The organism is Bacteroides gallinarum DSM 18171 = JCM 13658 (assembly GCF_000374365.1).
Taxonomy (GTDB): domain Bacteria; phylum Bacteroidota; class Bacteroidia; order Bacteroidales; family Bacteroidaceae; genus Bacteroides; species Bacteroides gallinarum.
Window position 1 is genome coordinate 1 of record NZ_KB894170.1, and the last position, 23,898, is coordinate 23,898.

Sequence of the window (23,898 nt, forward strand, 5' to 3'; positions counted from 1 at the left end):
CTGCGGCTTTTGCCATGCGTTCAAACGGGAACACTGAGTGAAGCCTGCCAAGCTCACTCTCATTAAAACTTTTGCGGTATTTTTCCAGAACATCAAATTCTGTGAAGCCCAAAGTTGGGTGAATTTCGGAAATATTTTGTATCTTAGCCATATCTTAGTCGGGGAATTTCCCCCGTTTTGGCCTTCAAACCTTATTTGCGGGGGAATACCTAAAGATACAAAAAAGCCAGCTAATTCGCAATATTTTGTGTATGAATTAGTTGGCTGATTTTATATTATTTACTGAATGTCCCTAAAGCACAGCTTTTCAGGAAAACGAAGCCCCCGCCATTCATTTTTTCTGCCCAAACAGCCAACTCATAAAATCATAATAGTTAAAAGCCGGATTCCAACTTGCATGCTCACATCCGACGAACTCGATATACTCGACATCCGCTCCAAGAGCCTTTAAAGCCTTGTACGCAATACGGGAGGCTTCGACAGGGACAACGGAATCGGCATCTCCATGAAAAATACGGAATTTAACCTCTTTTGCAGCATCCAGGCGTACCGGATTCACCGCGCCGCAAATCGGAACGGCCGCGGCGAAAATTTCCGGATAACGGATAACCATATCGTAAGTTGCCATTCCTCCCATGGAAAGTCCTATTATATAAATACGTTCCTTATCAACCTGCGGCATATCGAGGTAAGTATCAAGCAGGCTTTTCAATGTGCGGGTTATGGCAGTCTGCTCCGGCTTTTCGGGCATCCCGGACGGCATGAAAGATGTTGGACGGGAAACGTATCCCCAATAATCTCCTGCCGGGCATTGAGGATATAAAACAAAAGCCGGATACCTTTCACGATTTACCGGATTGAGCCACATACCGCCGCCATGCGTCAGTTGTTTCCGGTTATCATTTCCACGTTCGCCAGCGCCATGCAAGAAAAGCACTAACGGATATTTTTCGCCTTGCTTTTCTACAACAGGACGCAATAAACGGTACTTCAATGAATCACCCTGGGGAGATACATACACTTTTCTCTCATACTCCTTATAAGAATCCTGAGCGGATACATGCACTGGTACGGAGATACACAACAGTAACACCAAGCAAAATATATTCTTCATATTTATATGATTTGATATTTATCCTTTTATTTATCAAAAAAAGAACGGAACAGTTGCAAATATACACAACTATCCCGTTTACTTCTCAAATATCTTACATTTAACATCCGGATTTTGCCTAAACAAGCTCTCCGGGCAGGTTACTCTTTATTTAAAGAATGACAAAACGCTTATCGGCATTTTTCCCTTAAATACAGATGTCATTCACCGCATTAGTCAAGGATGCCCTGCTCCGCACCCACAAGACAACGGCTATCCCAGCAACTGTGCAAACTTGGCGGACAGCTCGGTCTTATCAGCACAAACGGATAAATTCCTGCCTTCGGCATCCGTTATAAAAGCGGCGTTTTGTGAAGCGACGAAAGAGGCTGCACCGGCCGATTCCTCAACAAAAACACAACCGGGGAAAAGGGGTGCAAACACTTCCTTCGTTTGCCCGTTCCATTTCCTGAATACGATTTGCATAGGACAAAATGCAGTATATCCTGCGGCATTCAGACGCTGCATCAACTTACGTTCCGATTTTGGTGCTGTATGCAGAGCACACCAACGACTCATACTATTAGCCATCATATCGCTTTGTTTGCTTTTCTCCATCCTTTTAATAAATCTTTCACAAATAATATCCAGCCTACACATCCTACCCCTGCCAGGAATACAAAACCGATAAGAATCATGACCTTATTCGGCTTGGAAGCGCGCAACGGCACTGTGGCGGGTTGTACGACCGTATATACCGGAGTGATTTCCTGCACTTTGGCTCTTGCCATTTGTAATTGCCCGGAAACCTGCGTATAAACGGTGTACGCCAGTTCCACCTCATTTTTCAGGCGCTCCTGCTCGGCACGGTAACTCAATAAGATGATATTCTGGTTAGCATCTGCAAAAGTAGCATATTTTTTTTGAGCTTCCTCATAATCGGCCTTCGCTTCTTTATAAAGTTTTTCAGTAAAAGCTAAATCATGGCGTGCTTTATTGGTACGGTAATCCGTGATATAATTTTGCAGGCAGTGCATAACCGTATCTGTCAGCGAGGCGGAAATCAGAGGGTCCTGCATGGTAACTTCCAAAGTCGTAACCCCCGTTTTCTTATCGATTGTAACCAAAATACGTTTACTCAATGCTTCTGCCACCCGTGCCTCGTCCATGGTCAGGCGAAACGGGTCGACCTTGCCTGTCCGCTTCTCCGGCTTATCCTTAAACAACGACATAGTCCAGCCTATCGCCTTGAAAGGTGCGGAGAACACAGCTCCCATCCACGATGAACGCTGGTACTTGTCCAGATAAGCATATAAGGTCGTATCTATCTTGCCCTTCTGGTCTTTTACTTTCACATCGAACAGCTCCAGCAGGAAAGGCGTAGACTTTACAATGTCAGGGTACAGCTCGGGCGACAGAGCATCCTCCCCTCCGGAAGCACCGCTCAGATTGATACCGGCCATGGCAGCCAGCGCACCCATACTCCCGGCATTCACCTTACTGCTACTCTCAGGCGCCAGTGTCACCTCCGTAGAATACTCTTTAGGAATGCTGAATCCTACAACCAGCCCTATCAATGCGGCAATACCGCATACTTTATAGAGCATTTTGCGTTCAGCCCATACCTTCTGAGCCAGTTCTATCAAGTCTATTTCCTGTTCCTCCGGTTTCTGCGGAGCTCCTTGCATCTTGTCTTCGCTCATGTCTTTTATTTACTTAAAGAGATTAACCAAAGTAGCAATCATCGTACCCAAAGTAGCAACCGAAGTACCCATGCCCACCATTTCCGCAACGCTCATACGCTTGCTCGGGTCTTTGCTCGGAACTATAATCTCGCATCCGGGCTCGATTGCCGTTTTGCTTCCGGCGCGTATACGCGACACAGTACCGTTCATGTAAACGACGAAGGCTCTGCGTTTCTTGGCATTCGTAGCATATCCGCCGGCCTGGTTGATGTAGAAACGGCTGTTTTCGCCTTCCTTATACAATACCGTATTGGGATACATCACAGCACCATTGATTTTCACGGTACTTACATATTCGGGGATGAACAGGATATCGCCTTCGCGCAATACCATGTCGTAGTCCGAGCCCGGATTCTTCAAGGCTTCATCCAGGTGGATACCCACCGTATATACATATAAGGTAGTGGAATCCGCACCTACCTTTACAGCCATGCGGGTAGCATCTTCTTTTCTACGGAGTTCTTCTTCGGACATCTTGCGAATGAGACGCGCTCCCCTCACATAAGCATCGGAGGTTACACCGCCTGCCTTAGCTACCAAATCGCTCAAACGTTCATTCTTCTTGGACAAAGCATAAGTGCCGGTAAACAGCGCCTCGCCTATGATGCCCACATTTTTCTGCTTACGATAGGCAGGGCTCTTGCGTACATACACTTCGTCGAAAGGTTCCAGGTAGAAGTCCCCGCTTCCCTCGCCTATCAGCAAGCCGTCTTTCAAATCGAACGTATAGGTCTGGCCTACGACATTGCTGTCGTCCGTGCTTTTAGGAGACTTGATACGGCGCGAAACATCTATCTTGGTAGTGGAAGCAGCTTCGAGCAGACCGCCGGACTGCAACACCAAATCCTCGATAGTCATCTTATCCGCATAAAGATAAGTGCCCGGGGAGGCAACCTCTCCGTGAATGGTTACCGTAGGTTCTTCCTTCAAATCCTGAATGCTGGGGATATACAATATATCGTTCTTTTGCAAGGGAATATCCGCAACCGTACCTTTCAGCAAGCCTTTCAGGTCTATCGAGATAATCTCGCGCGTCAAGTCCTCGTGCTCGCGGTTGATTACGGCACGATTCAGGAAAGCATCTCCACGTACGCCCTCGGCTTTCTTTATCAGTTGCTTCACGGTATTCACCTCTCCGCTCAACTGGTACAGCCCTTCACGGTAAACAGCACCGCACACCTCCACACGATTTTCAAAACGGTTGAGGACGGAATCTACCGTAATGACGTCGCCGTCCTCGAGGCGGAATACCGAATAATCCATTTCGTCCACATTGAATATCTGGTGTTCGCGTCCGCTCTTACGCACAAGCCGTACGGCCTTTTTGTATGCGTCGCCCGTAAACCCGCCGGTATATTTCAGCAAAGTGGCGATTGTCTCCGTAGGCTTCATTTCATAATACATCGGGCGCTTTACCTTGCCCAATATCTGCACCAGCGTCTGATAAGGATTGACAAGAATCACATCGCCGTCCTGCAGGCGGATATCGTCCTTCAACCGGCCTTCCATAATAAAATCATAGATATCCAAATCGGCAACCGTTTTTCCGTCGCGCACTACCTTGACGTCGCGGAGGCTACCGATTTTATTGACTCCGCCCGCCCAATACAGTGCATGGAAAACAGATGCGAACGAAGAAAGGGTATAAGTGCCCGGCACGGCAACCTCTCCCATGACATTTACCTGTATGGAACGTATTTCGCCTAAAGTCAGTTTTATCTCGGTATTAGGAGTCTCGCCCGTAACGCCGGCATATATTTTGGCGAACTCACGTTTCAGATAGTCGTTGGCTTCCGCAACGGTTTTTCCACCCAGGTACACCGGACCTAAATTCTCGATTTGCACAGTGCCCTCGGGCGAAATCGTTTCGCGAATGGTTTTCTGAGAAGCCCCCCATACATCGATGATGACTTCATCGCCTGCACCCAGGCGATAATTGTTGGGGGTCGCGACGTTTATATTAGGCTCGAACGTCAGATACTCGTTATCGAAAATATTATGTCCGAAAATCTGCTGGGTAGGGTCTATCTCCACATCGTTGAGATAGATATCGCTTCCAAAGTACCCTGCTTGCCCGTCGACATCCAGCCCCATTCCATATCCGCTACGTTGCTGGGTGGCCTTTGTACGCAGTCCTTTGATGCTTTGTTTTTTAGAGTTGATACCGTCCACGCTGGTATCGTCGTCCTGCGGAATATCTTTGTTTTTGTTTTCGTAGCTTTTCTGAGTGCGCAGACGCGAAGTCGCCTCTCCCATAAAATCGGCATCTTCTCCGACACTACCGTCCGACTTGCCGGAATATTTAGACTGTATTCTCTGGATTTGCTCTTTCGTGACTCCTTTCTTCATCAACTCAACCAACATCTGCTGTTGTGTTTTTCCTTGTTTCTGAGCCTCTTGCACATACAGAACGACTTGTTCATCCGTCATTTGTTGGGCAAATACCACATTTGCCGCTGTAAACATCAACAAACACAATAGTATAAATCTGCGCATAAGTAAGATATTTGATTAATCCTTTAGTTATCTAGTACGTTTTTAAATTGGGGACAAAGGTAACACTTTATTTTCATAATATACATTTATTTCATTCCGAAGTTTCAGAAAAAGAATTAATTCCGTGCCCCAATACTGCCGAGGCCTTCCCATAACTATTGCCTACCTGGAAAGCCGCTTTGCCGGCCTCGTTTACAAAGTTAAATGTTTTTACTCCGCATTCCGTAAACCGGACATACACCGGCAGGCTATGCCGGCGCAACAGCACGGCTTTCAAACCGGTAGACACCACTGCTTACCCGGACGGCACACCTCGAGATACACCTCTATCTTGTTTATCAAATTATAAAACCCGTATAGCCCTACCCTGCACAAAGCAGGCAAACGCCGTTCCGTTATCCGGCTTATTCCGTCTTCTCTCATCAACTTCTATGACAGACGTTTGCCAATGCCGATTCAAAATCGTTCAATGTTAAAATCAAGGAGTTACGGCACAGTTTAGAGGAGGAAAGGACAGGGCTTTCCTTTGGTTCTGATTAACTAAATTTATGTATAAAGCGAGCATCCCTCAGGGTTTTACGCTACCCTGTTGCATTACCCCTTCTTGTTTACGTTTATTTATAGCAAGCGGCTATCCTGATTTACGTTGCCCCCTGATTCCATGCCTTCTGTTCTTTAAGACCTTTCCCTTAAAAATTGCCAGATTGAGAATTATCATGGGATAGATTGCAATTATTTAGTTTATTGCCAATCTCAATACCAAGTCTTTATATAAAAGAACAACAGATGTACTTACAACAGTGGAAACAGAAAAGATAGATTGGTATGCTGTTGGCAATAACAGAATTTCTCCTATCGCATTTTAAATATTAAATGAAAAGAGTGGCAGTCCTTTGAAATATATGTGTGCTTATAGTACAAGGAATGCAAATTCGAGTGCCTATTCAATGTCAATAAAGGATGATGTAACTAACAATGGCGATGCTATTATGTAAGTTCCTGCTGATGCTTACTCAGTTCTGTTCAGTGTGTGTGTTCTTCGATGTAGATGAATAAATTTTCAATAATAGGCATTATAGAATATAGAATAAGGTTTTAGGGTATTTGACTAACAATTCCCCAAAACCTTATTCCGTATAAACTCTATTTATTCAATACTTCTGATTCAATAAAATCAAAGCACTCCGAATAATATTTTCTATTATTTTCTACCCCTTTAATTCCATGCCCCAAACCTGGAAACTTAACAAAGCGATAAGTTTTTCCCAAATCCTTTAACTTATCAGCCATAAACTGGGAACCTCCGATATCTACTCTATTATCGTGGTCACCGTGAATCAACAACAATGGTCCTGTAATCTTATCAGCATGCGTTATCGGAGAACGGTCGACTAATTTTAAAGAATCCTTTACAGGGTCACCAGCCTCAAGAGCAGTCCAATCCGGAATATTAGAATGATGATGTTGCCAGATAATATCACAAAAACCAGCCGTTTCTATTCCGAATCCAAACGGGAACTCTGCTTTATGCCCATTTACTTCACCCGGGAAAGTCATTAAACGCATTGTTTCATACCCTCCATGACTCATACCAAACACTCCGACCCGTTGGGAAGGAATATTCAGCTTATCGGCTACATAACGAGAAACATAAATCATATCCAACGTTTCATTACCTCCTAAATCATGGTCGTTCATGGCTGCAAAATCACGGCCAAACCCTGCGCTTCCACGAGGAGATGCACTCAACACATAAATACCCGCCTGATTAAGTATCTGATACTCGGCTGAATATTGATTTTCACCTCCATAAAAGGACTCAACCATCAATAGCTTTTTATTTTCCGGCAATGGATTTTTCGGCTTAAAAAGATAAGCATGCAAAATACGTTGCTTACCCGTTAAAGAGTCCACATCAAAAGTCGGTATCTCTAATCTTTCAACTGTAGAATGAACCAACTTATTTTTCAGGTCATCCGGGATACCCATTACTGTTTCCATTTTTATTTGCGACGGCTCTACAACCGCCTTTACGACTTGAAACAGAGTCGTAGTTCCACCAGCCAACATGGTAACCGTATTCTCGGAAACGCCTCCAAGTTGCAAATTCAACGATGACTCTTGGGTATAAACAACCTTTTCTGATTCTGGGTCAAACAAAATCATATTAGTATGCACAGGATTGCTTTGAAGTGCAAAAACCATTTTCTTATCCTTTACGGAAAGTAAACACACATTATCCAAGTTCATCGAATAATGAGTCAACTGTTTTACTTCACCCGTCGATAAAGTAAATGAATACAGGTTATTATACCCATCCTGGTCAGAGATAAACAAAGCTTTATCCGATGAAACCCATTCAGGTAGTACCATCGTACCAGAAAGACTTCCTTCTTTAGACGGATCGGTCAGCACTTTTGAAGTTTTTGTCTTTAAGTCTATATACAGAACATTAGTATAAGTACGGTCCATATCCTTTAAAGCCAACAACATGACTCCTTTACCTTCTGGCTGCCAACTAATATCTCCCCAAGTATATCGAAAATCAGCGTCATCTGTTCTCAACAGACTGTCCTGCAAAGTTTTTAGGTCTAAAATGTGCAGTTCATCCAATCGTTTTTCATTTTGCCCCATTCTAGAAACATAAGCAATTTTAGTTCCGTCAGGATTAAAATCCCACGCATATATATAGGGAACATCTGTCAATTTCTCTACTTGATTAGACCCTGGTACTGTACGATAGATGTTTATGATTTCTTCATTATGTTCATCGCCAATCCAATAAACCATATTATCATTCGCATTATATCGAGCATGCCAGCCATTTCTTTTAGCAAAATCTATATCTACCACATCTTTTGCTTCGCATAAATCAGCTCCTTTAGCAATATTCATCCACTGGAGTGTTTGCTTTTCGCCTGTTTTGAAAAACAGAAGTTTGTCTCCCTCCTTACTAATAGTAAATATAGAATAAGGAAAATCCTTAAAATAAGGCGCAATATCTATAGAACGGCCTTCAAAATCAAGCACCAAGGTATTATCGCCCTGTTTAGTTCCACACCCGCATAAGCCCAATGCCATACAAACTATTACCGCTATCTTTTTCATATTTTCATATTCCATTTATAAGTAATTCATTAAATTTGTTTTGAGTTTCATTTTGTACCTTCATGTTATCATAACTCCGACAAATACTTTGTGTACAAATAACTATCTCCAATATTCATTCTGGTCATCTGATGTGGTGCTCTTATTATAATCCAGTTCATCAGCAGGAATCGGGAACATCATTCTCGGACTATTTGCCGGCAAATTAATCACATCACTCCAATGTTCTTCTCCGACCCTTTCCAATGGTTTTTGTAAACGTTTGATATCCGGCAAAGCAAACCCTTCTCCATATAGTTCACGCCGGCGTTCTTTCCATATTTCATCCGATGTAAACTGAGCAGAAGTAAGCTGAGATTCTCCTCTCTTTGCACGCAATGCATTCAATATCTGCAAACCTTTTGCATGATTAGGCTGGCTGCCTTTTAACAAACACTCAGCTTCTATTAAATACGCTTCAGATAAACGGCACATCGGATAGTCGGCTATACCTAAGGAAACCTTAGATGTAAATTTAGAAGTTATATAGCCATCTTTACTATCCAGATAAAAAGGAAACAGTTTCCGACAATCATTATCTTCAAATATATCGACAAATGATTTTGCAGCCCTTACAGTTCCATAGCCCACCAAATAATCCACGCCATTTTCCAACAGATAATCATAGTCGACCTGAGTACCGTAACCGGCTGTTCCATAGCCGGAATTTTTATCCTTAGCTACCGCTACCTGATAAAAAGAAGGTATGGAAGCATAGATATTGGTTGTTTCCGAAGTGAAATTAAATCCCCATAGCCACTCTGAGTTGATAGTATTGAAACCTGATTGATATTCCTCTTTAGTCATTAAATCAGACCCGTCAAATGGACTGCCAACAGCTTCTGCATACATCTTTGCATTATCATATTCCCCCATATCCAAATAAGTTCGGGCCAATAACAAAGCAGCAGCACGCTTATTTATAAAATAAGTGTCTGTACCTGTAGAATTTTCATATACATAAGTAAAATCGTCAATTATACGCTGCATAGATGTAGCTAAATCAGCTCTCGGTACATTATCTCCTGCGGCATCAGCAGGGGTCAAACGCAAAAAAAGACCTTGCCCCGAAGGACCGGCAGACGTATATGAAGCGCAATACAAATGATACAGATTTAAAAAGTTCCAACCTCTAATTCCATAAGCTTGCGCCAACAAGTCCTCACAGCCTTCAGGAAGTTTATCTGCATTTACAATAATCTGATTGCATTCATCTATCGCTTTATAAGCTTTTTCCCACATATAAGGAGAATAAGCGCTCCACCAACCGTCAAACTCGCGAGGATACTGCTGGTAAGCATACGAATACATCAGCCAGTTATATGTAGAATAATGATAGTTACCATTTGTTATCTTCAAGTCATTTCCCATTACATCGAGTGAAACTTGGCCGATAGTCAAATAATGAAAATGACCAGTCCAAGAATATGCCCCCATTAGGACTGCCTTAACATTTTCTGCACTTTCCAGCACACTCTCATCCGTTAAAGAAGTAGACGGTTCCTGATAAAGCAAATCATCTGAACAAGATGAAAATGAGAGTAAAAATAATACAACATATAAATATTTAGCTTTCATATCAATATCTGTTTAGATTAAATTTTAAAAAGTCAAGTTTGCACCAATAGAGAATGTCCGCGGAGTAGGGAATGAATACGGATAAGTCTTATATCCTTGTACTCCGTATATATCAATATCATCATAACCCTTATACCCTTTGTCCGCAAACCAGGTACACAAGTTATCAGCAGAGACCCAAAGCTTTGCTCCTGAAACTACTTTGGAGAATACTCCTAAATTTTTAGGTAAAGTATATGACAAAGTAATTGTTTTAACCTTTATATTCGTTGCGTCATAAAGGAAACGAGATGACAAACTTGCTGAATTCGTGGCATTATTAATAGCATATTTAGGAACGCTGGTCTTTTGTCCCGGGGTCGTCCAAGCTTCCAATGCATTTACGTGCATATTTTGAGCAGTAGTAGTTCCGTCGTGCATCATACCAGCGTAAATATTATCATAAATCTTGCCACCCAAAGAATAATTCAATTGAATCGTCAAATCAAAATTCTTATAAGAAAAAGTATTTATAAAACCACCATAAACCAATGGAGTAGCCCGGCCTTGTCTCTCGTAAGTGGCTTCACTATAAGCAGAAGTAGTAGTACGTGTTCCATCGTCATTGACTTTATACCAAAGGGGATTTCCATTATCAGGGTCTACTCCTGCCCAAGTAGGCATGTAAAACTCATACTGGCTACCTCCGACAGACCAGATTTTTTGATAATCCGTCATACGTACATCATTTTCCCCATTCAAATCTTTAATTTTATCTTTAATGAATGAAGCATTCAAATCCATATTCCAAACGAATGGTCCTCTTAATATATTAGCCCCCAAAGCGATCTCAAATCCCGTATTAGAGGTCTTTGCCGCATTCATCGTGATTGAACTCAAACCATTTTGTAAAGCCAATGGAACATCATACAGCAGTCCGTCCGATGTTTTATGAAAAAAGTCGACCGACCCATAAAAACGATTCCAGAAACTAAAATCAATTCCCACATTAAACATTCCCTGCTTTTCCCAACCTAATAACGCATTTACCAATTGTTCGTGCCCAACTCCAATATTCGAGCCATATAAATAATCGGAAGAAGTCGTCCATAAGCCCAGAGAAGCATAACGGGCCAATCCACTTTTATTACCTGAAGTACCATAGCTCAACCGAAGTTTCAGATTGTCAACCCACTCGATATCTTTAAGAAAATCCTCTTGATTAATTCGCCAAGATGCTCCTAAACTCCAAAACGTTCCCCACTTGGTGTCAGCTCCAAAAATAGAAGAACCATCCGCACGAAGACTTGCCGAAAAATTGTACTTATCTTTATATGCATATTCAGCACGTCCAAAATATGAAATCAAAGTTTCTTTAGTCGTCTCAGAAGAAGGAGAGAAAGAGCCTGAAGCACCAGCCAATTCTTGCATATCTCCAAGTAAATCCCTGCCTCCGGCATACAATGTTTCATAAGAACTTTGCCAGTACTCCAAGCCAGCCATTACATTTAAGCTATGAACATCTTTAAAAACGCTCGTATAATTAAATGTATTGGTAGATGTGTACATCAAATCTACATGATGATATTTATCCAAACGTCCGTTATAAGTAGGACCGTTCCCATGTTCTTTATTCCAATAACGATGCTCGTCCGTTGACACGTAATCCGGAGAAAAAACCGTTTTAAAAGAAAATCCTTTAAAGAAGGTTATCTCGGCATAACCAGAAGCCAGTAAACGATAAAATTTACTTCTATTAACATCCATTGAAGGTATTGCCAGAGGATTAAAATCACGAGAAATAGGATTGGTAAAATTATATTGCTTGTTACCATTCTCATCAAGAACCGGATTACCTTCATCATCTACAATATACGCAGGTACCGCATTAGGAAAAGATAATGCATTATATAAAGGACTCGCACCTGCCGAACTCTCCACCGTAGTATTTTGAATAGAGTGAGAGAATGTAACATTTAAACCTGCATTAAACCATTTATTTACGTTGGTATTAATATTGGCTTTAGCCGAATAACGCTTAAAATCACTCGCCGGGGTTATACCTCCTTGCTTTGTATATCCTATCGAAAAGAAATAATTCGTCTTGTCATTCTTTCCACTTACATTCATATTATAATCCTGTGAAGGAGCGGTACGGAACACCTCCTTCTGCCAATCCGTATCCACAACCAATTTAGCACCATTAACCAAATTTCCATTTTCATCCAACGGATTTCCTACATTATAAGGATTATGTGTTAGTGTACCCTGTGTGCTGGCATTCGCTTCTTCCATGGTTTCACCCTTGGCACGGTATCCCTGATAAATCATTTTATACATATCAGCGGAACTCATCATATCATAAGCCTTTCCTAACTTAGACCACGAGAACTGTGCGTTAAAGTTAACACGAGCCTTTCCTTCTTTTCCACTTTTTGTAGTAATCATAACTACACCATTAGCAGCACGCGACCCATACAAAGCCGCAGCTGCCGCATCTTTTAGCACAGTGACTGATTCGATATCATTAGGATTAATAGAAGATAATATATTTGAACTGGATTCATTCTCTTCTGCAATAGAGCTATACTCTGTAGAAGTCGTGGCAACGCCATCTATCACATAAAGAGGCTCATTCGAAGCTTTCAACGAACCGGAGCCACGAATACGAAAAGAAGTGCCGGAGCCTGGCTGTCCAGAGTTCGACATAACTTGTACACCCGATACCTGCCCTGCTAAAGACTTGTCAAAAGACACAGCAGGGGATTTTATTTTTTCCTGATCCACAACTGCTGCTGAACCCGTAAAGGCTGATTTTTTCACTGTTCCATACGCAACAACCAATACTTCATCCAGTAACTCCGTATCGGACTTCATCGCAATTTTCAGTACTCCTTTTTTTATCGCTACTTCCTGGCTCTTCATCCCCACAAATGATACAACCAAGGTCTTGCTGTCAGCGTTCACTCCTGAAATCACAAAATTGCCATCCACATCTGTAATGGTCCCCAAGGTAGTACCTTTCACCAATACCGAGGCTCCGGCAATGGGCAATCCGTCTTCTTCGGAAGTTACCACACCCTTTATTGTTACTTCTTGCGACCATGCTACACCTATCCATACAAACAGTAAGGCTAGCATCGATGTTAATTTTCTTTTCATAAATACCTCCTTGTTTAGTTGATAATACTTCATAAATACACATAAAACTCATTAACAACGACACAAATATATATATTTTTCAAATAAATAATAAAATATTATCGAAAAACACAATTAAAAAAGCAAAAAGACATTATAAATGAAATTAAATCGGAATAAGTTATCAATAGTAAATCGTGTTATGATGTAGTAAGTTTCTTGCTTATGACAAACGGCTATCCTAATTTTATACCTTCCGCCCTTTAAAACTTTTGCTTAAAAAATCGCTGGTCTGAAGGTTGCCATAATAGATTGAGTTTAAAAGGATAAGTTTGGGATAAGTGCTACAGTCCATTGGTGAACCCTATATATCAGCTAATCTACGATAGAAAATAAAAAAGTCTCGTAAACCCAACGATTTACAAGACTTAATTTATTGATTTTCAATAATTTGCGGAGAGACAGGGATTCGAACCCCGGGTGCCTCGCAGCACAACGGTTTTCAAGACCGCCGCAATCGACCACTCTGCCACCTCTCCAAAACATTTTTGAACTTCCTTTTCAAAAAGCGCTTTTTCTCTTAAAGCGGTGCAAAGGTAGTACATCTTTTCTTAATTCACAAATAAATCCAAAATAAAATAAATCCGGAGCCACTAAAAGCTGATGTGCGGCAGGGCAAGAAGTAGGCTTTCGTCACTGAAATCTTTCCGTCCGACAATTGTTTTGTTTACGTCCGATAGCTGTTGGACGAAAACTAAACAACTGTTGGACGAAAAGAAAACAGTTGTCGGACGAGAAATATAATAGCACGGGAGGAATAATTATCAGTAAGAGGCTATCAATCCGATGAAATGCAAACATCACTTCACAGGCATGCGGCAACCGGCAGTTGGCCGTATCTGCTACCTAATAATGGTTATTTTATGTTCTTCAACATAAAAACTGCCCGCTTTATTATGCAATTACGGAAAAATTTCCATAATTTTGCACGCTCTAAAGGATAACATATCTAATCACCTTCAAAAAAGAATATTATGGAATTGAACAAAACCTTTATCGACGGGCTTTGGAGCAAAGAAATCAATGTAAGCGATTTCGTCAGTAAGAACCTCACATCCTACACCGGAGACGCCTCTTTCCTGCAAGGGCCTACGGAGCGTACCAAGCACATCTGGAAGCTCTGCCTGAAAGCGCTGGAAGAAGAAAGAGCCAACAATGGCGTCCGTGCATTAGACCATACCACAGTATCTACTATCACTTCCCATAAGGTGGGCTATATTGACAAGGAAAACGAGCTTATCGTAGGCTTGCAGACAGACGAGCTGCTGAAACGCGCTATCAAGCCTTTCGGCGGCATCAACGTCGTGGCAAAGGCTTGCCGCGAGAATGGCGTGGAAGTGGACGATAAGGTAAAAGATATCTTTACGCATTACCGCAAAACGCATAACGACGGCGTATTCGACGTATATACCGAGGAAATACGTTCGTTCCGCTCGCTGGGCTTCCTTACCGGGCTTCCCGACAATTACGCCCGCGGCCGTATCATCGGTGACTACCGCCGCCTGGCATTGTACGGCATAGACCGCCTTATTGAAGCCAAGCAGGAGGATTTACGCAACCTGACCGGTCCGATGACCGAAGCGCGTATCCGCCTGCGCGAAGAAGTGGCAGAGCAAATCAAGGCTTTGAAGGACATCAAAGTCATGGGCGAGTACTACGACCTCGACCTCAGCCGCCCCGCCACATCCGCCCAGGAAGCCGTACAGTGGGTATATATGGCATACCTCGCTGCCGTAAAGGAGCAGGACGGTGCTGCCATGTCGTTGGGTAACGTATCTTCTTTCCTGGATATCTTCATCGAGTACGACTTGGCTCACGGTAACATCGACGAAACTTTCGCACAGGAGCTGATAGACCAGTTTATCATCAAGCTGCGCATGGTGCGCCACCTGCGTATGCAGTCTTACAACGACATCTTTGCCGGCGACCCTACTTGGGTAACCGAGGCTATCGGCGGACGTTTCAACGACGGTCGTGTGAAGGTGACAAAGACTTCCTTCCGCTTCCTGCAAACGCTGTACAACCTCGGCCCGTCTCCCGAGCCTAATATGACCGTGCTGTGGAGCCCCGAGCTGCCGGAAGGTTTCAAGGATTTCTGCGCCAAAGTATCGGTAGACACCAGCTCTATCCAATACGAGAACGACAACCTGATGCGTGAAGTGCGCAACTGCGACGACTACGGTATTGCCTGCTGCGTATCTTACCAGGCTATCGGCAAGCAAATCCAGTTCTTCGGCGCACGTGCCAATCTTGCCAAGGCGCTGCTGCTCGCCATTAACGGCGGACGCTGCGAAAACACCGGGACTGTAATGGTGAAGGGCATCCCCGTGCTGACTCACGACACGCTGAACTTCGAAGAAGTAATGGCGAACTACAAGAAAGTGCTGACGGAGATAGCCCGCGTTTACAATGAGGCTATGAATATCATCCACTACATGCACGATAAGTATTACTACGAGAAAGCCCAAATGGCATTCGTCGATACCGACCCGCGCATTAACCTTGCCTACGGGGTGGCAGGCCTTTCCATTGCTATCGACTCGCTGTCGGCTATCAAGTATGCCAAGGTTACGGCGCGCCGCAATGACATCGGTCTGACGGAGGGCTTCGACATCGAAGGTTCTTTCCCCTGCTTCGGCAACAACGACGACCGGGTAGACCACCTCGGCGTAGACCTGGTGTATTACTTCAGCGAGGAGTTGAAGAAGCTACCCGTTTACAAGAATGCCCGCCCTACCCTGTCGCTGCTCACTATCACCTCCAATGTGATGTACGGCAAAAAGACCGGCGCCACTCCCGACGGACGCGCCAAGGGCGTAGCCTTCGCTCCGGGAGCCAACCCGATGCACGGGCGCGACAAGAACGGTGCTATCGCCTCGCTGAGCTCCGTAGCCAAATTGCGCTACCGCGACTCGCAGGACGGTATCAGCAACACGTTCTCTATTGTTCCGAAGTCGTTGGGCCCCACTGCTGAGGAGCGCATCGAGAACCTGGTTACGATGATGGACGGTTACTTCACCAAAGGTGCTCACCACTTGAATGTGAACGTGCTGAACCGCGAAATGCTGGAAGATGCCATGGAGCATCCCGAGAAATATCCGCAGCTTACTATCCGCGTTTCCGGTTATGCCGTAAACTTCGTGAAGCTGAGCCGCGAACACCAGTTGGAGGTTATCAGCCGCTCGTTCCATGAAAGAATGTAAGCAACGCCCCTGAGGGTATGATTTTTCGGGCACGGATTACGCGGGTTTCACGGATTAGACAGAGAATCCGGACAAATCCATGTAGTCCGTGCCTCTTTTTCCGGTACATCCTTACTTAATAACTATACGCGATTATGATTAACGTTCACTCATACGAATCGATGGGTACTTTCGACGGCCCGGGGCTGCGGCTCGTGGTGTTTCTCCAAGGCTGCCCTTTCCGCTGCCTTTATTGTGCCAATCCTGACACCATAGACATCCGGGGAGGCAACCCTACTCCTGCCGGTGAAATCCTGCAAATGGCAATCAGCCAGAAGGCGTTTTTCGGGAAGAAGGGGGGAATTACTTTTTCCGGCGGCGAGCCTACATTGCAGGCAGAGGCGCTGATACCTCTGTTCGGGGATTTGAAAGCCGCCGGCATCCACATCTGCCTCGATACCAATGGCGGCATATGGAATGAAAAGGTGGAAGAATTGTTGGACATGACAGACCTGGTGTTGCTGGATATCAAGGAGTTCAACCCCGAACGCCACCGCATGCTGACCGGACGCGGCAACGGGCAAACCCTGCGCACCGCCGAATGGCTGGAAGAGCGGGAGCGTCCGTTCTGGCTGCGCTATGTACTGGTTCCGGGATACAGCGATTTCGAGGAAGATATACGCGGCATGGGCGAGCGGCTCGGCAAGTACCGGAACATACAGCGGGTGGAGATACTCCCTTACCACCGCCTGGGGGTACATAAATACGAGGCAATGGGCTGGGATTACCGGCTGAAAGAGGTGGCGGAGAATACGCCGGAGCAACTGGAACGGGCAGAACGGCTGTTCAAGGAGTACTTTGCCACGGTGGTAGTCAATTAAGCGGCTTGCCGTCCTTAATGGTTCGGTGCTCTTAGGGGTTTGCTGTTCTTTGTGGTTTGGTGTTATTGGCTTACCGTTCTTAGCGGCTTGGTGTTCTTGGTTTGCTACTCTTGGTTTACTATTTCTTATCAGTACGTCAACCGTATTCCTCCCTGCAAGGTAAAGTTGCAGGGATTTTCTTTCCGTATCGTCTGGATTTCGGAACCGTCGTCGAAGAAGTAAGATACTCCCGGCTCTACATAGATACCTACCCTTCTGCTTATGTTGTACTGTGCACCCACCGCTCCCATTACAGAGAATTGCAGGGGGTCTACCGTTTCGTTCCGGCTGCCTATCTTACCGTAAATACATTTCTCCATGGCGCCGCCGGCGGAAACGTACATGATAAAGGAAGTCTTATCTACGAAGTTCCAGTTTGCCCGCAGAGGAATGCCCAGGTAATGCAGTTTCTGGCTGACCTTCGCCGAGTTTCCCGCAAACTTCACATCGGAGGCAAGGTAGGTATAGGTGAGTCCTGTCTCTACCGAGAAGCCTCTCGCAAGCCCCTTGCGCACCGAGAAGCCGAAGGATAGAGGTTGTTTGTGGTCTATATCCACTACCTGGTCTTCGTTCTTCATCAGATAGGGCATGCCGTTCTTGAATACGAGTTCCTGTCCTTCCGGAACATCCATAATGGAGTTGACTACCGTATTGAGGTCTACTCTGCCGCCGGAATAACCGAAGCCTGCGTCGCCTTGCATCGGGTTGCCTCCGCCTACGCTATTGCCCGAAATCAGCCCGCCCGTATTGCCTACTGCCAAGCCTACCGACCAACCGCGCGACTTATCTTTTTTCGGTTTTCCGACGGGTAAGTGCAGCTTGTCTTTGCCCGACGGACGACGGCGTTCAACCTGACGTTTCTCCTCTGCCCCGGCTCCGGTAGTAGCGGTAGGTTCAGCGGTGGCGGCAGGAGCGGTTTCTTTTACTTCTTTTGCTTTTGCTTCTTCTTTTTCTTCTTCTACCGCTGCTGCTATTTCTGCTGCTGTTGTTGCTGTTGCTATCGGTGCGGGCTGTGCTTGCGCATTTTCTTGCGCCTTGTACCCGGCACTCGAAGATTGTGATGCTTCATGCCCGGTTCCGCCTGCGGCATCCAGTTGCTGTGCCAACAGGGGACGGTGTGCCTGGCTCTCCTGCGGCGCTTGTCCTTGCGCACGATAGCCGGGTTCCGTTATCTCTGTACGTACGGAGGGGGTCTGCTGCTCCGGCAGTTTATCCGGGGCAACTGCCAGCGCGGGGGCGGAAGTATTCCGCACTTCCTCTCCTACGGGGCTTTGCAGCAACCATATGCTGACCGACGACACTGCTGCAAGCAGCACCGCAGCGGCAGCCACAGCCCACCGGCGGAAAGGAATGATGCGCCGTTTTACAGTTACCGGCGGCTTCGAGACGGGCAATTCTTTCTCGAGCCGCTCCCAGCCGGAAACGGGCAACGGTTCGGAGTAATCGTCCAACCGCTCCTTTATCTTTCGCATCCACAATTCATCTTCCATACGTTTTTTCATTTATGCGTTCTTTTTCATCCACTCCCTGACTTTCGCCGCCAAAGCAGCCTTGGCACGTACCAACTGCGAAGCCGAGGACTTTTCATTGATGCCCAGCAGCCGGGCAATCTCTTTATGGGGCTTATCTTCAAAAACAAACAGGTTGAATACGGTACGGTAGCCGGCAGGAAGCTCGCTGATAAACTGCATCAGTACTTTTTGAGGAATGGCATCTACCACCGAGGCGTCCGGTTCTTCATACGCCTCGGGCACATCGTCCAAAGCGGCGGACTGGTTCATCACATCGTTTTTCCGCAAATACTGCAATACCGTATTCACCATTACACGCTCCATCCACGCCCGCAGGGAACCTTCGCCCCGCCATGTGAACTTATCGAAAGAATCGAAGAGTTTCAGGAAGCCGTCGTGCATCAGGTCTTGCGCGGTTTCCCGGTCGCCGGCATAGCGCAGGCATACGCCGAGCATCCGCCCCGCATACCGCTCGTACAGTTCTTTGCGGGCAAGGTTGTCGCCTTGCCTGCAGCGCTCTGCCAATACCTGTTCTTCCATTCTCTCTTTTAACACGTGTTTACCTTATAAATGCAACGGGCACAAAAATACTGCATCCGCGAAACAAGATTTCTATTCTTTATCTTCTTTAACAATCTTATAAGCAGTATTTATGCAGTTCGGGCATTTCCTGAATACAAGATTTAAAAACAGAACCAGTTATAAAACCTCTACTTATGAAAAAGTTTAGAAAAGCATTTGCCGTATTGCTGCTGTTATGTATGGTTGTGCCCCTGTTGCAGTCCTGTCTGGACGATTGGGACGACGACGACCGTTCATCGCTCACTATCGGCACTGTACGCATCATCGACGGAAAAGACTACTATTTCGCCCTCGACGAGGGAACCAGGATGTATCCCGGCGACACCACCCAAATCAATAACTACACGCTGGTAGAAGGGCAGCGCGCCTTCGTGTACTTCAACTTACTGGACGAGAAGGCGGACGGCTACGACTATAATGCCAAGATTAACCATGTGGAGAATATCCTCACCAAGGATATTTACTTCATGCCCGCCGAGAAAGCCGACAGCATCGGCGACGACCGTATCAACATTACCAATATGTGGATTACGGACAATTACCTGAATATCCAATACCAGTTATATCATAGCGGCAATGCCGACAAGAAGCATATGCTGAACCTGATAGTCAACGAGGCTTCCGACGGCGCGAACGACAAGGAGGGTTACATCACGCTGGAGTTCCGTCAGAATGCTTACGATGACGAGCCCAGCAAGCCGGGACAGGGGCTCGTTTCTTTCAAGCTGGATAAAATTGCCGGCTTGTTACCGGGTAAGACCGGGCTTAATATCCGCGTGAGAAGCCTGTACGACGGCGAGCGTTACATGACTATCGACTTCAAGCCGGACGAGAACTAAACTATTCTAATTGTCAGGATTATTTTTACCACAGATTACACGAGCTCACACAGATTATTATGGATAAGTAACCGATAAGGTCGTATAATGTTTCAATGTGTGTGAGCTCGTGTAATCTTGTGGTAAATCTTGGCATATTTTCGGTTTTTATTATCCTATCACCCATTTGCTACCGGGCAGATATGAGATGAGTTTCGTTGTGAGATAGCAACTGACAAAGGTGAGTGCACTGACAAGGGGAATAGCGATGGCAACGGATGTTTGCGGCTGTATGACCGAGAACCAGAACGGCAACCAGAGCAGGTGCATCAGGAACATGCCGTAGCTGTTCACGGAGATGCTCTTGACCAGGCTGTAAGCCCTGCCTTCTTTCCGGATAGTAGTGAACAGCAGAAAGGCTCCGAAAGTGGCTACTACGCAGTTGATGATGCAGAAACACCATGCTATCTCCAAATCGGCAAGCTGCTGCGGAGTACCGGGCTTTGCTTGAAGGTAGAAGCTGAGGATAGTGAAGGAAGTGCCGCACAGCAGGCAGGCAAGCCCTATAACGGAGCGTTTCAGGCGGCTCCAGTCGATGTGGTAGCGGATGTAATGTCCCAGTACCAGATAGCCGGGGTAACCGCTGAAGTCGTACAGCATATAGTACTGATTCCACCAGCATTGTCCCAGCACATCGCCATAGAATTTATTCACAAACGGCAGGCAGGTGGTCAATGCCCAAAGGTACAAGAACATACGTTCTTGCTTGGCCGTTGCCGTACGTAGCCAGGGCGAGAGAATAGGGATGAACAGGTATAACCCGATAAGGGGATACATGAACCAAAGGTGAAAGGCGTTCATCGGGAAATTGAGCGGTAGCTTGCAGACGGCTACGCACATTTCTTTCCAACTGCCTCCTTCCTGCCACACCGGGAGTACGGCGTAGATAACCATGAACACAATCATGGGTGGCAGAATGCGGAGGAAACGCCGCTTGAAGAATTCGCCCCACGGTTGGTTTTCTTTCATCGGCACTAACAGGTAGGCTGAAGTTATGACAAATAAGGGAACCGAGATACGGCTCATTCCGTCCCAGACCGCAATCCAGAGTTTATGTGCTTCCGAGAGGATTGGCACATCACCTCCCCCGTAAAATGCTTCACTGGCATGCACCATCATCACTAAAAAGCATGCAAAAATTTGCAGATAATCCAAAAATACGACTCTGTCCTGTTTCATATGATTTATTTTGTGTTTGGGGACAAAAATATAAATAAAATAGAACAATGCCATTACTGCCCGTTCCTTTTTTAAATAGGATGTGACGCTGGCTCGATACAGAGAGTATGGCGTAGGCAGGTGTTCCCGTTATATGTTTCCCGGGGGTGCTACAAAATCGGGCTTGTTATTCCGGGGGTATAGAAAAGAGGGAGTAAGATGTTATTTGAAGGATGTAGAAGGAAGGCATGCCGAAACGAAATAGGTGCAGCCTATGGAGCGAGATGTTATTTCGAAGGATGTAGAGGGAGGCATGCCGAAACAAAATAGGTTCAGTCTATGGAGCGAGATGTTATTTCGAAGGATGTAGAAAGGAAGCATGCCTGCGATGAGAATCGAATCGGTACTCAGCTTTGCCTTACAGTTTCGTAAGCGGTTAATTTTCAATTATATTTCTGTACTTTGTCCCATACTTTACTTTTTTATATTATCTTTGGAGAGCGGCAGCCGGTAAACTGCGGTACAACTTAGAATGAAACTCGTTAAGGGAATAGTGCATCCGGGTTGTCGGGCTTTTAGGACGTTCTCTACGGGCATTAATTAAACTAAGTAGAAAATAAAATAACGAAGCTCTTACAGTAAATTATAAATGGAAAATACAATCCGGATAATCTCTACAAAGACAAGGATTATCCCCCATAACTAATAAAATAAAATAAAATAAAATAACAAAATGAAACAAGATTTTTGCCAAAGCTGCGGTATGCCTTTGACCGATACGAACAAGGGAACGAACGCCGACGGCAGTTCCAATGAAGAGTATTGCACGTACTGCTACAAAGAGGGTAAGTTCAGCCAAGATTTCACCATGAGCCAAATGATTGAATTTTGCGCCCAGTTTACCGAACAGATGAACAAGGAAACGGGGTGGAATCTCACGCCCGAACAAGCTAAAGAGCAAATGCACCGGTTCTTTCCCCACTTGAAGCGCTGGAAGCGGAAGGATGAAAGGACACTCGCAGAGAAAGCCGCCGCGTTACTATCCCAATGCAGCGAGGTAACAATCGCTTCAATAGATGCCCACGGCTTCCCCCGCCCCGTACCGATGTCGAAAATACATACGGAAGGCTGCAACGAAGTATGGCTGGCAACAGGTGCTGACTCCGTAAAGGTTGCAGATTTCAAGCAAAACGGCAAGGCTGGGCTTTGTTATTCTTATTACGGCGACAGTGTGTCGCTACGCGGAACCGTCGAAATCGTGACCGATGATACCGTCCGTAAAGAGATGTGGCAGGAGTGGTTCATTCATCATTTTCCCGGCGGCATTGCCGACCCCAATTATGTGCTTTTGCACTTCACGGGCTCGGAGGCTACGTTTTGGATTAACGGGGAGTTTGCGCACGAGGAGTTATAAACAGCGGTAAGCCTTACAACGCTCCACCTCTTTTTCAGCACGGTTCTCATTACCGGAATAAAAAGAGAGGTTGTGTCAAAATGTTGACACAACCTTTTTTATGCACAAAGCCCAGACTTTCCCAAGCCCGGGCTTTGTTATTAGCCAAAGTTTATGTAACTTTAGGCATCAGTTTTTTCGTTATGGCAAAGTTACATTTTCGTCCTTACATTCCCAACCAAACGGTTCTTTTTCCACAAAGAATTGATGAAAACATAGCTGCGGGCGACCCTGTCCGCATAGTCAATGCAGTTGTTGACAGTCTCGATCTTGATAATTTCAAGAAGCTTTATAAAGAAACGGGGCGCTCAGCTTATCATCCTAAAATGATGCTCAAGGTAATTATCTACGCCTACGTGAATAACATCTATTCCTGTCGTAAAATAGAGAAGCTTCTTTTTGCGTGACATCCATTATATGTGGCTTGCCGGTCATGAGCATCCGGATTTCATAACCATCAACCGTTTTCGTAACCGTGTAAAGGAGGAGATAAACAACGTCTTCACGCAGTTGGTCCTTGTCCTTGCCAACAAGGGGTTCATCAGTCTTGACGTGGAATATATCGACGGCACCAAGATTGAATCCAAGGCCAACAAATATACTTTTGTCTGGCGTAAGAGCATCGAAAAGAACCGCACAAGGTTACTGAATAAGATTCGCATCCTTCTGGAGCAGGTGGATGAAGCCATTGTACAGGAGAACTCTGTAAAAGATACATCCGTGGAGTTGACTCCCTCCATGCTCTCTAACATAGTGGATGAACTTAAAGAAGTCCTGGAACGCCAGCCTACAACACAGGACAAGGAAGAAAAGAAAACCCTGCGCGAAAAGAAGAAACAAGTCAGGGAACTTGAGGGGTATCGTGACAAGCTGGTGGAATACGACAATCACCTTGAAGTCCTTGGAGAACGTAACTCCTATTCCAAGACCGATCCCGATGCCACATTCATGCGCATGAAAGAAGACGCCATGAAG

The 23,898-nt window shown here is 45.2% G+C and carries 14 protein-coding genes, 1 tRNA gene and 2 pseudogenes; 5 read left to right on the forward strand and 12 right to left on the reverse strand.

What is annotated here, in order from left to right:
• From C233_RS22965 to C233_RS0119625, 9 genes and pseudogenes are all read right to left on the reverse strand, one after another.
• A pseudogene (locus C233_RS22965) lies at window positions 1-151 on the reverse strand (DDE transposase); the annotation flags it as partial.
• 180 nt (window positions 152-331) lie between these two features.
• A complete protein-coding gene (locus tag C233_RS0119585) occupies window positions 332-1,114 on the reverse strand; it encodes a carboxylesterase family protein (RefSeq protein WP_018669216.1) in 783 nt (260 codons plus the stop codon).
• 252 nt (window positions 1,115-1,366) lie between these two features.
• Window positions 1,367-1,711 (reverse strand): UpxY family transcription antiterminator, encoded by a 345-nt coding sequence (locus C233_RS0119590; RefSeq protein WP_025069169.1) that lies wholly within the window; start codon window positions 1,709-1,711, stop codon window positions 1,367-1,369.
• Window positions 1,684-2,796 (reverse strand): Wzz/FepE/Etk N-terminal domain-containing protein, encoded by a 1,113-nt coding sequence (locus tag C233_RS0119595; protein WP_018669218.1) that lies wholly within the window; start codon window positions 2,794-2,796, stop codon window positions 1,684-1,686. The genes C233_RS0119590 and C233_RS0119595 overlap by 28 nt, the downstream gene beginning before the upstream one ends.
• Before the next feature lie 9 nt (window positions 2,797-2,805).
• Window positions 2,806-5,334 carry an SLBB domain-containing protein gene (locus C233_RS0119600; RefSeq protein WP_025069168.1) on the reverse strand — a complete coding sequence of 843 codons (2,529 nt, stop codon included), beginning with the start codon at window positions 5,332-5,334 and terminating at the stop codon, window positions 2,806-2,808.
• 1,143 nt (window positions 5,335-6,477) lie between these two features.
• Window positions 6,478-8,442 (reverse strand): alpha/beta hydrolase family protein, encoded by a 1,965-nt coding sequence (locus C233_RS0119610; protein ID WP_164835513.1) that lies wholly within the window; start codon window positions 8,440-8,442, stop codon window positions 6,478-6,480.
• A 102-nt stretch (window positions 8,443-8,544) separates the two neighbouring features.
• A complete protein-coding gene (locus C233_RS0119615; RefSeq protein ID WP_018669222.1) occupies window positions 8,545-10,059 on the reverse strand; it encodes a RagB/SusD family nutrient uptake outer membrane protein in 1,515 nt (504 codons plus the stop codon).
• A 24-nt stretch (window positions 10,060-10,083) separates the two neighbouring features.
• Window positions 10,084-13,200 (reverse strand): SusC/RagA family TonB-linked outer membrane protein, encoded by a 3,117-nt coding sequence (locus C233_RS0119620; protein ID WP_241217629.1) that lies wholly within the window; start codon window positions 13,198-13,200, stop codon window positions 10,084-10,086.
• 433 nt (window positions 13,201-13,633) lie between these two features.
• A tRNA-Ser gene (locus C233_RS0119625) sits at window positions 13,634-13,718 on the reverse strand.
• Between the two features lie 495 nt (window positions 13,719-14,213).
• Between C233_RS0119625 and pflB the strand changes: the two genes are divergently transcribed.
• Complete coding sequence (gene pflB, locus C233_RS0119630) at window positions 14,214-16,442, forward strand: formate C-acetyltransferase (RefSeq protein WP_018669224.1); 2,229 nt, start codon at window positions 14,214-14,216, stop codon at window positions 16,440-16,442.
• A gap of 134 nt (window positions 16,443-16,576) precedes the next feature.
• Complete coding sequence (pflA, locus tag C233_RS0119635) at window positions 16,577-17,302, forward strand: pyruvate formate-lyase-activating protein (protein ID WP_025069166.1); 726 nt, start codon at window positions 16,577-16,579, stop codon at window positions 17,300-17,302.
• A gap of 128 nt (window positions 17,303-17,430) precedes the next feature.
• Here the strand turns inward: pflA and C233_RS0119640 are convergent, their stop codons facing one another.
• Together C233_RS0119640 and C233_RS0119645 are read right to left on the reverse strand one after the other, a co-directional pair.
• Window positions 17,431-18,843: an outer membrane beta-barrel protein gene (locus C233_RS0119640; protein ID WP_018669226.1), complete on the reverse strand. Its 1,413-nt coding sequence runs from the start codon at window positions 18,841-18,843 to the stop codon at window positions 17,431-17,433.
• Window positions 18,844-19,392 carry an RNA polymerase sigma factor gene (locus C233_RS0119645; RefSeq protein ID WP_018669227.1) on the reverse strand — a complete coding sequence of 183 codons (549 nt, stop codon included), beginning with the start codon at window positions 19,390-19,392 and terminating at the stop codon, window positions 18,844-18,846.
• 176 nt (window positions 19,393-19,568) lie between these two features.
• Between C233_RS0119645 and C233_RS0119650 the strand changes: the two genes are divergently transcribed.
• Window positions 19,569-20,273: a NigD1/NigD2 family lipoprotein gene (locus C233_RS0119650; protein ID WP_018669228.1), complete on the forward strand. Its 705-nt coding sequence runs from the start codon at window positions 19,569-19,571 to the stop codon at window positions 20,271-20,273.
• 150 nt (window positions 20,274-20,423) lie between these two features.
• On the opposite strand, the gene C233_RS0119655 is transcribed toward C233_RS0119650, so the two are convergent.
• Window positions 20,424-21,491, reverse strand: a complete 1,068-nt coding sequence (locus tag C233_RS0119655) for an acyltransferase (protein WP_026314936.1) — start codon at window positions 21,489-21,491, stop codon at window positions 20,424-20,426.
• Window positions 21,492-22,203: 712 nt separating this feature from the next.
• On the opposite strand from C233_RS0119655, the gene C233_RS0119660 reads away from it, so the two are divergent.
• Together C233_RS0119660 and C233_RS22970 are read left to right on the forward strand one after the other, a co-directional pair.
• Window positions 22,204-22,884: a zinc ribbon domain-containing protein gene (locus C233_RS0119660; RefSeq protein WP_018669230.1), complete on the forward strand. Its 681-nt coding sequence runs from the start codon at window positions 22,204-22,206 to the stop codon at window positions 22,882-22,884.
• A 182-nt stretch (window positions 22,885-23,066) separates the two neighbouring features.
• Window positions 23,067-23,898 (forward strand): annotated as a pseudogene (locus tag C233_RS22970) (transposase); the annotation flags it as partial.

Bases quoted from the DNA above. Each gene is read 5' to 3' on its own strand.
- C233_RS0119645 (WP_018669227.1), bottom strand. From the start codon at position 19,392: ATGGAAGAACAGGTATTGGCAGAGCGCTGCAGGCAAGGCGACAACCTT.
- C233_RS0119590 (WP_025069169.1), bottom strand. From the start codon at position 1,711: ATGGAGAAAAGCAAACAAAGCGATATGATGGCTAATAGTATGAGTCGT.
- pflB (WP_018669224.1), top strand. From the start codon at position 14,214: ATGGAATTGAACAAAACCTTTATCGACGGGCTTTGGAGCAAAGAAATC.
- C233_RS0119615 (WP_018669222.1), bottom strand. From the start codon at position 10,059: ATGAAAGCTAAATATTTATATGTTGTATTATTTTTACTCTCATTTTCA.
- C233_RS0119595 (WP_018669218.1), bottom strand. From the start codon at position 2,796: ATGAGCGAAGACAAGATGCAAGGAGCTCCGCAGAAACCGGAGGAACAG.
- C233_RS0119610 (WP_164835513.1), bottom strand. From the start codon at position 8,442: ATGAAAAAGATAGCGGTAATAGTTTGTATGGCATTGGGCTTATGCGGG.
- pflA (WP_025069166.1), top strand. From the start codon at position 16,577: ATGATTAACGTTCACTCATACGAATCGATGGGTACTTTCGACGGCCCG.
- C233_RS0119620 (WP_241217629.1), bottom strand. From the start codon at position 13,200: ATGAAAAGAAAATTAACATCGATGCTAGCCTTACTGTTTGTATGGATA.
- C233_RS0119655 (WP_026314936.1), bottom strand. From the start codon at position 21,491: ATGAAACAGGACAGAGTCGTATTTTTGGATTATCTGCAAATTTTTGCA.
- C233_RS0119650 (WP_018669228.1), top strand. From the start codon at position 19,569: ATGAAAAAGTTTAGAAAAGCATTTGCCGTATTGCTGCTGTTATGTATG.
- C233_RS0119640 (WP_018669226.1), bottom strand. From the start codon at position 18,843: ATGAAAAAACGTATGGAAGATGAATTGTGGATGCGAAAGATAAAGGAG.
- C233_RS0119660 (WP_018669230.1), top strand. From the start codon at position 22,204: ATGAAACAAGATTTTTGCCAAAGCTGCGGTATGCCTTTGACCGATACG.
- C233_RS0119585 (WP_018669216.1), bottom strand. From the start codon at position 1,114: ATGAAGAATATATTTTGCTTGGTGTTACTGTTGTGTATCTCCGTACCA.
- C233_RS0119600 (WP_025069168.1), bottom strand. From the start codon at position 5,334: ATGCGCAGATTTATACTATTGTGTTTGTTGATGTTTACAGCGGCAAAT.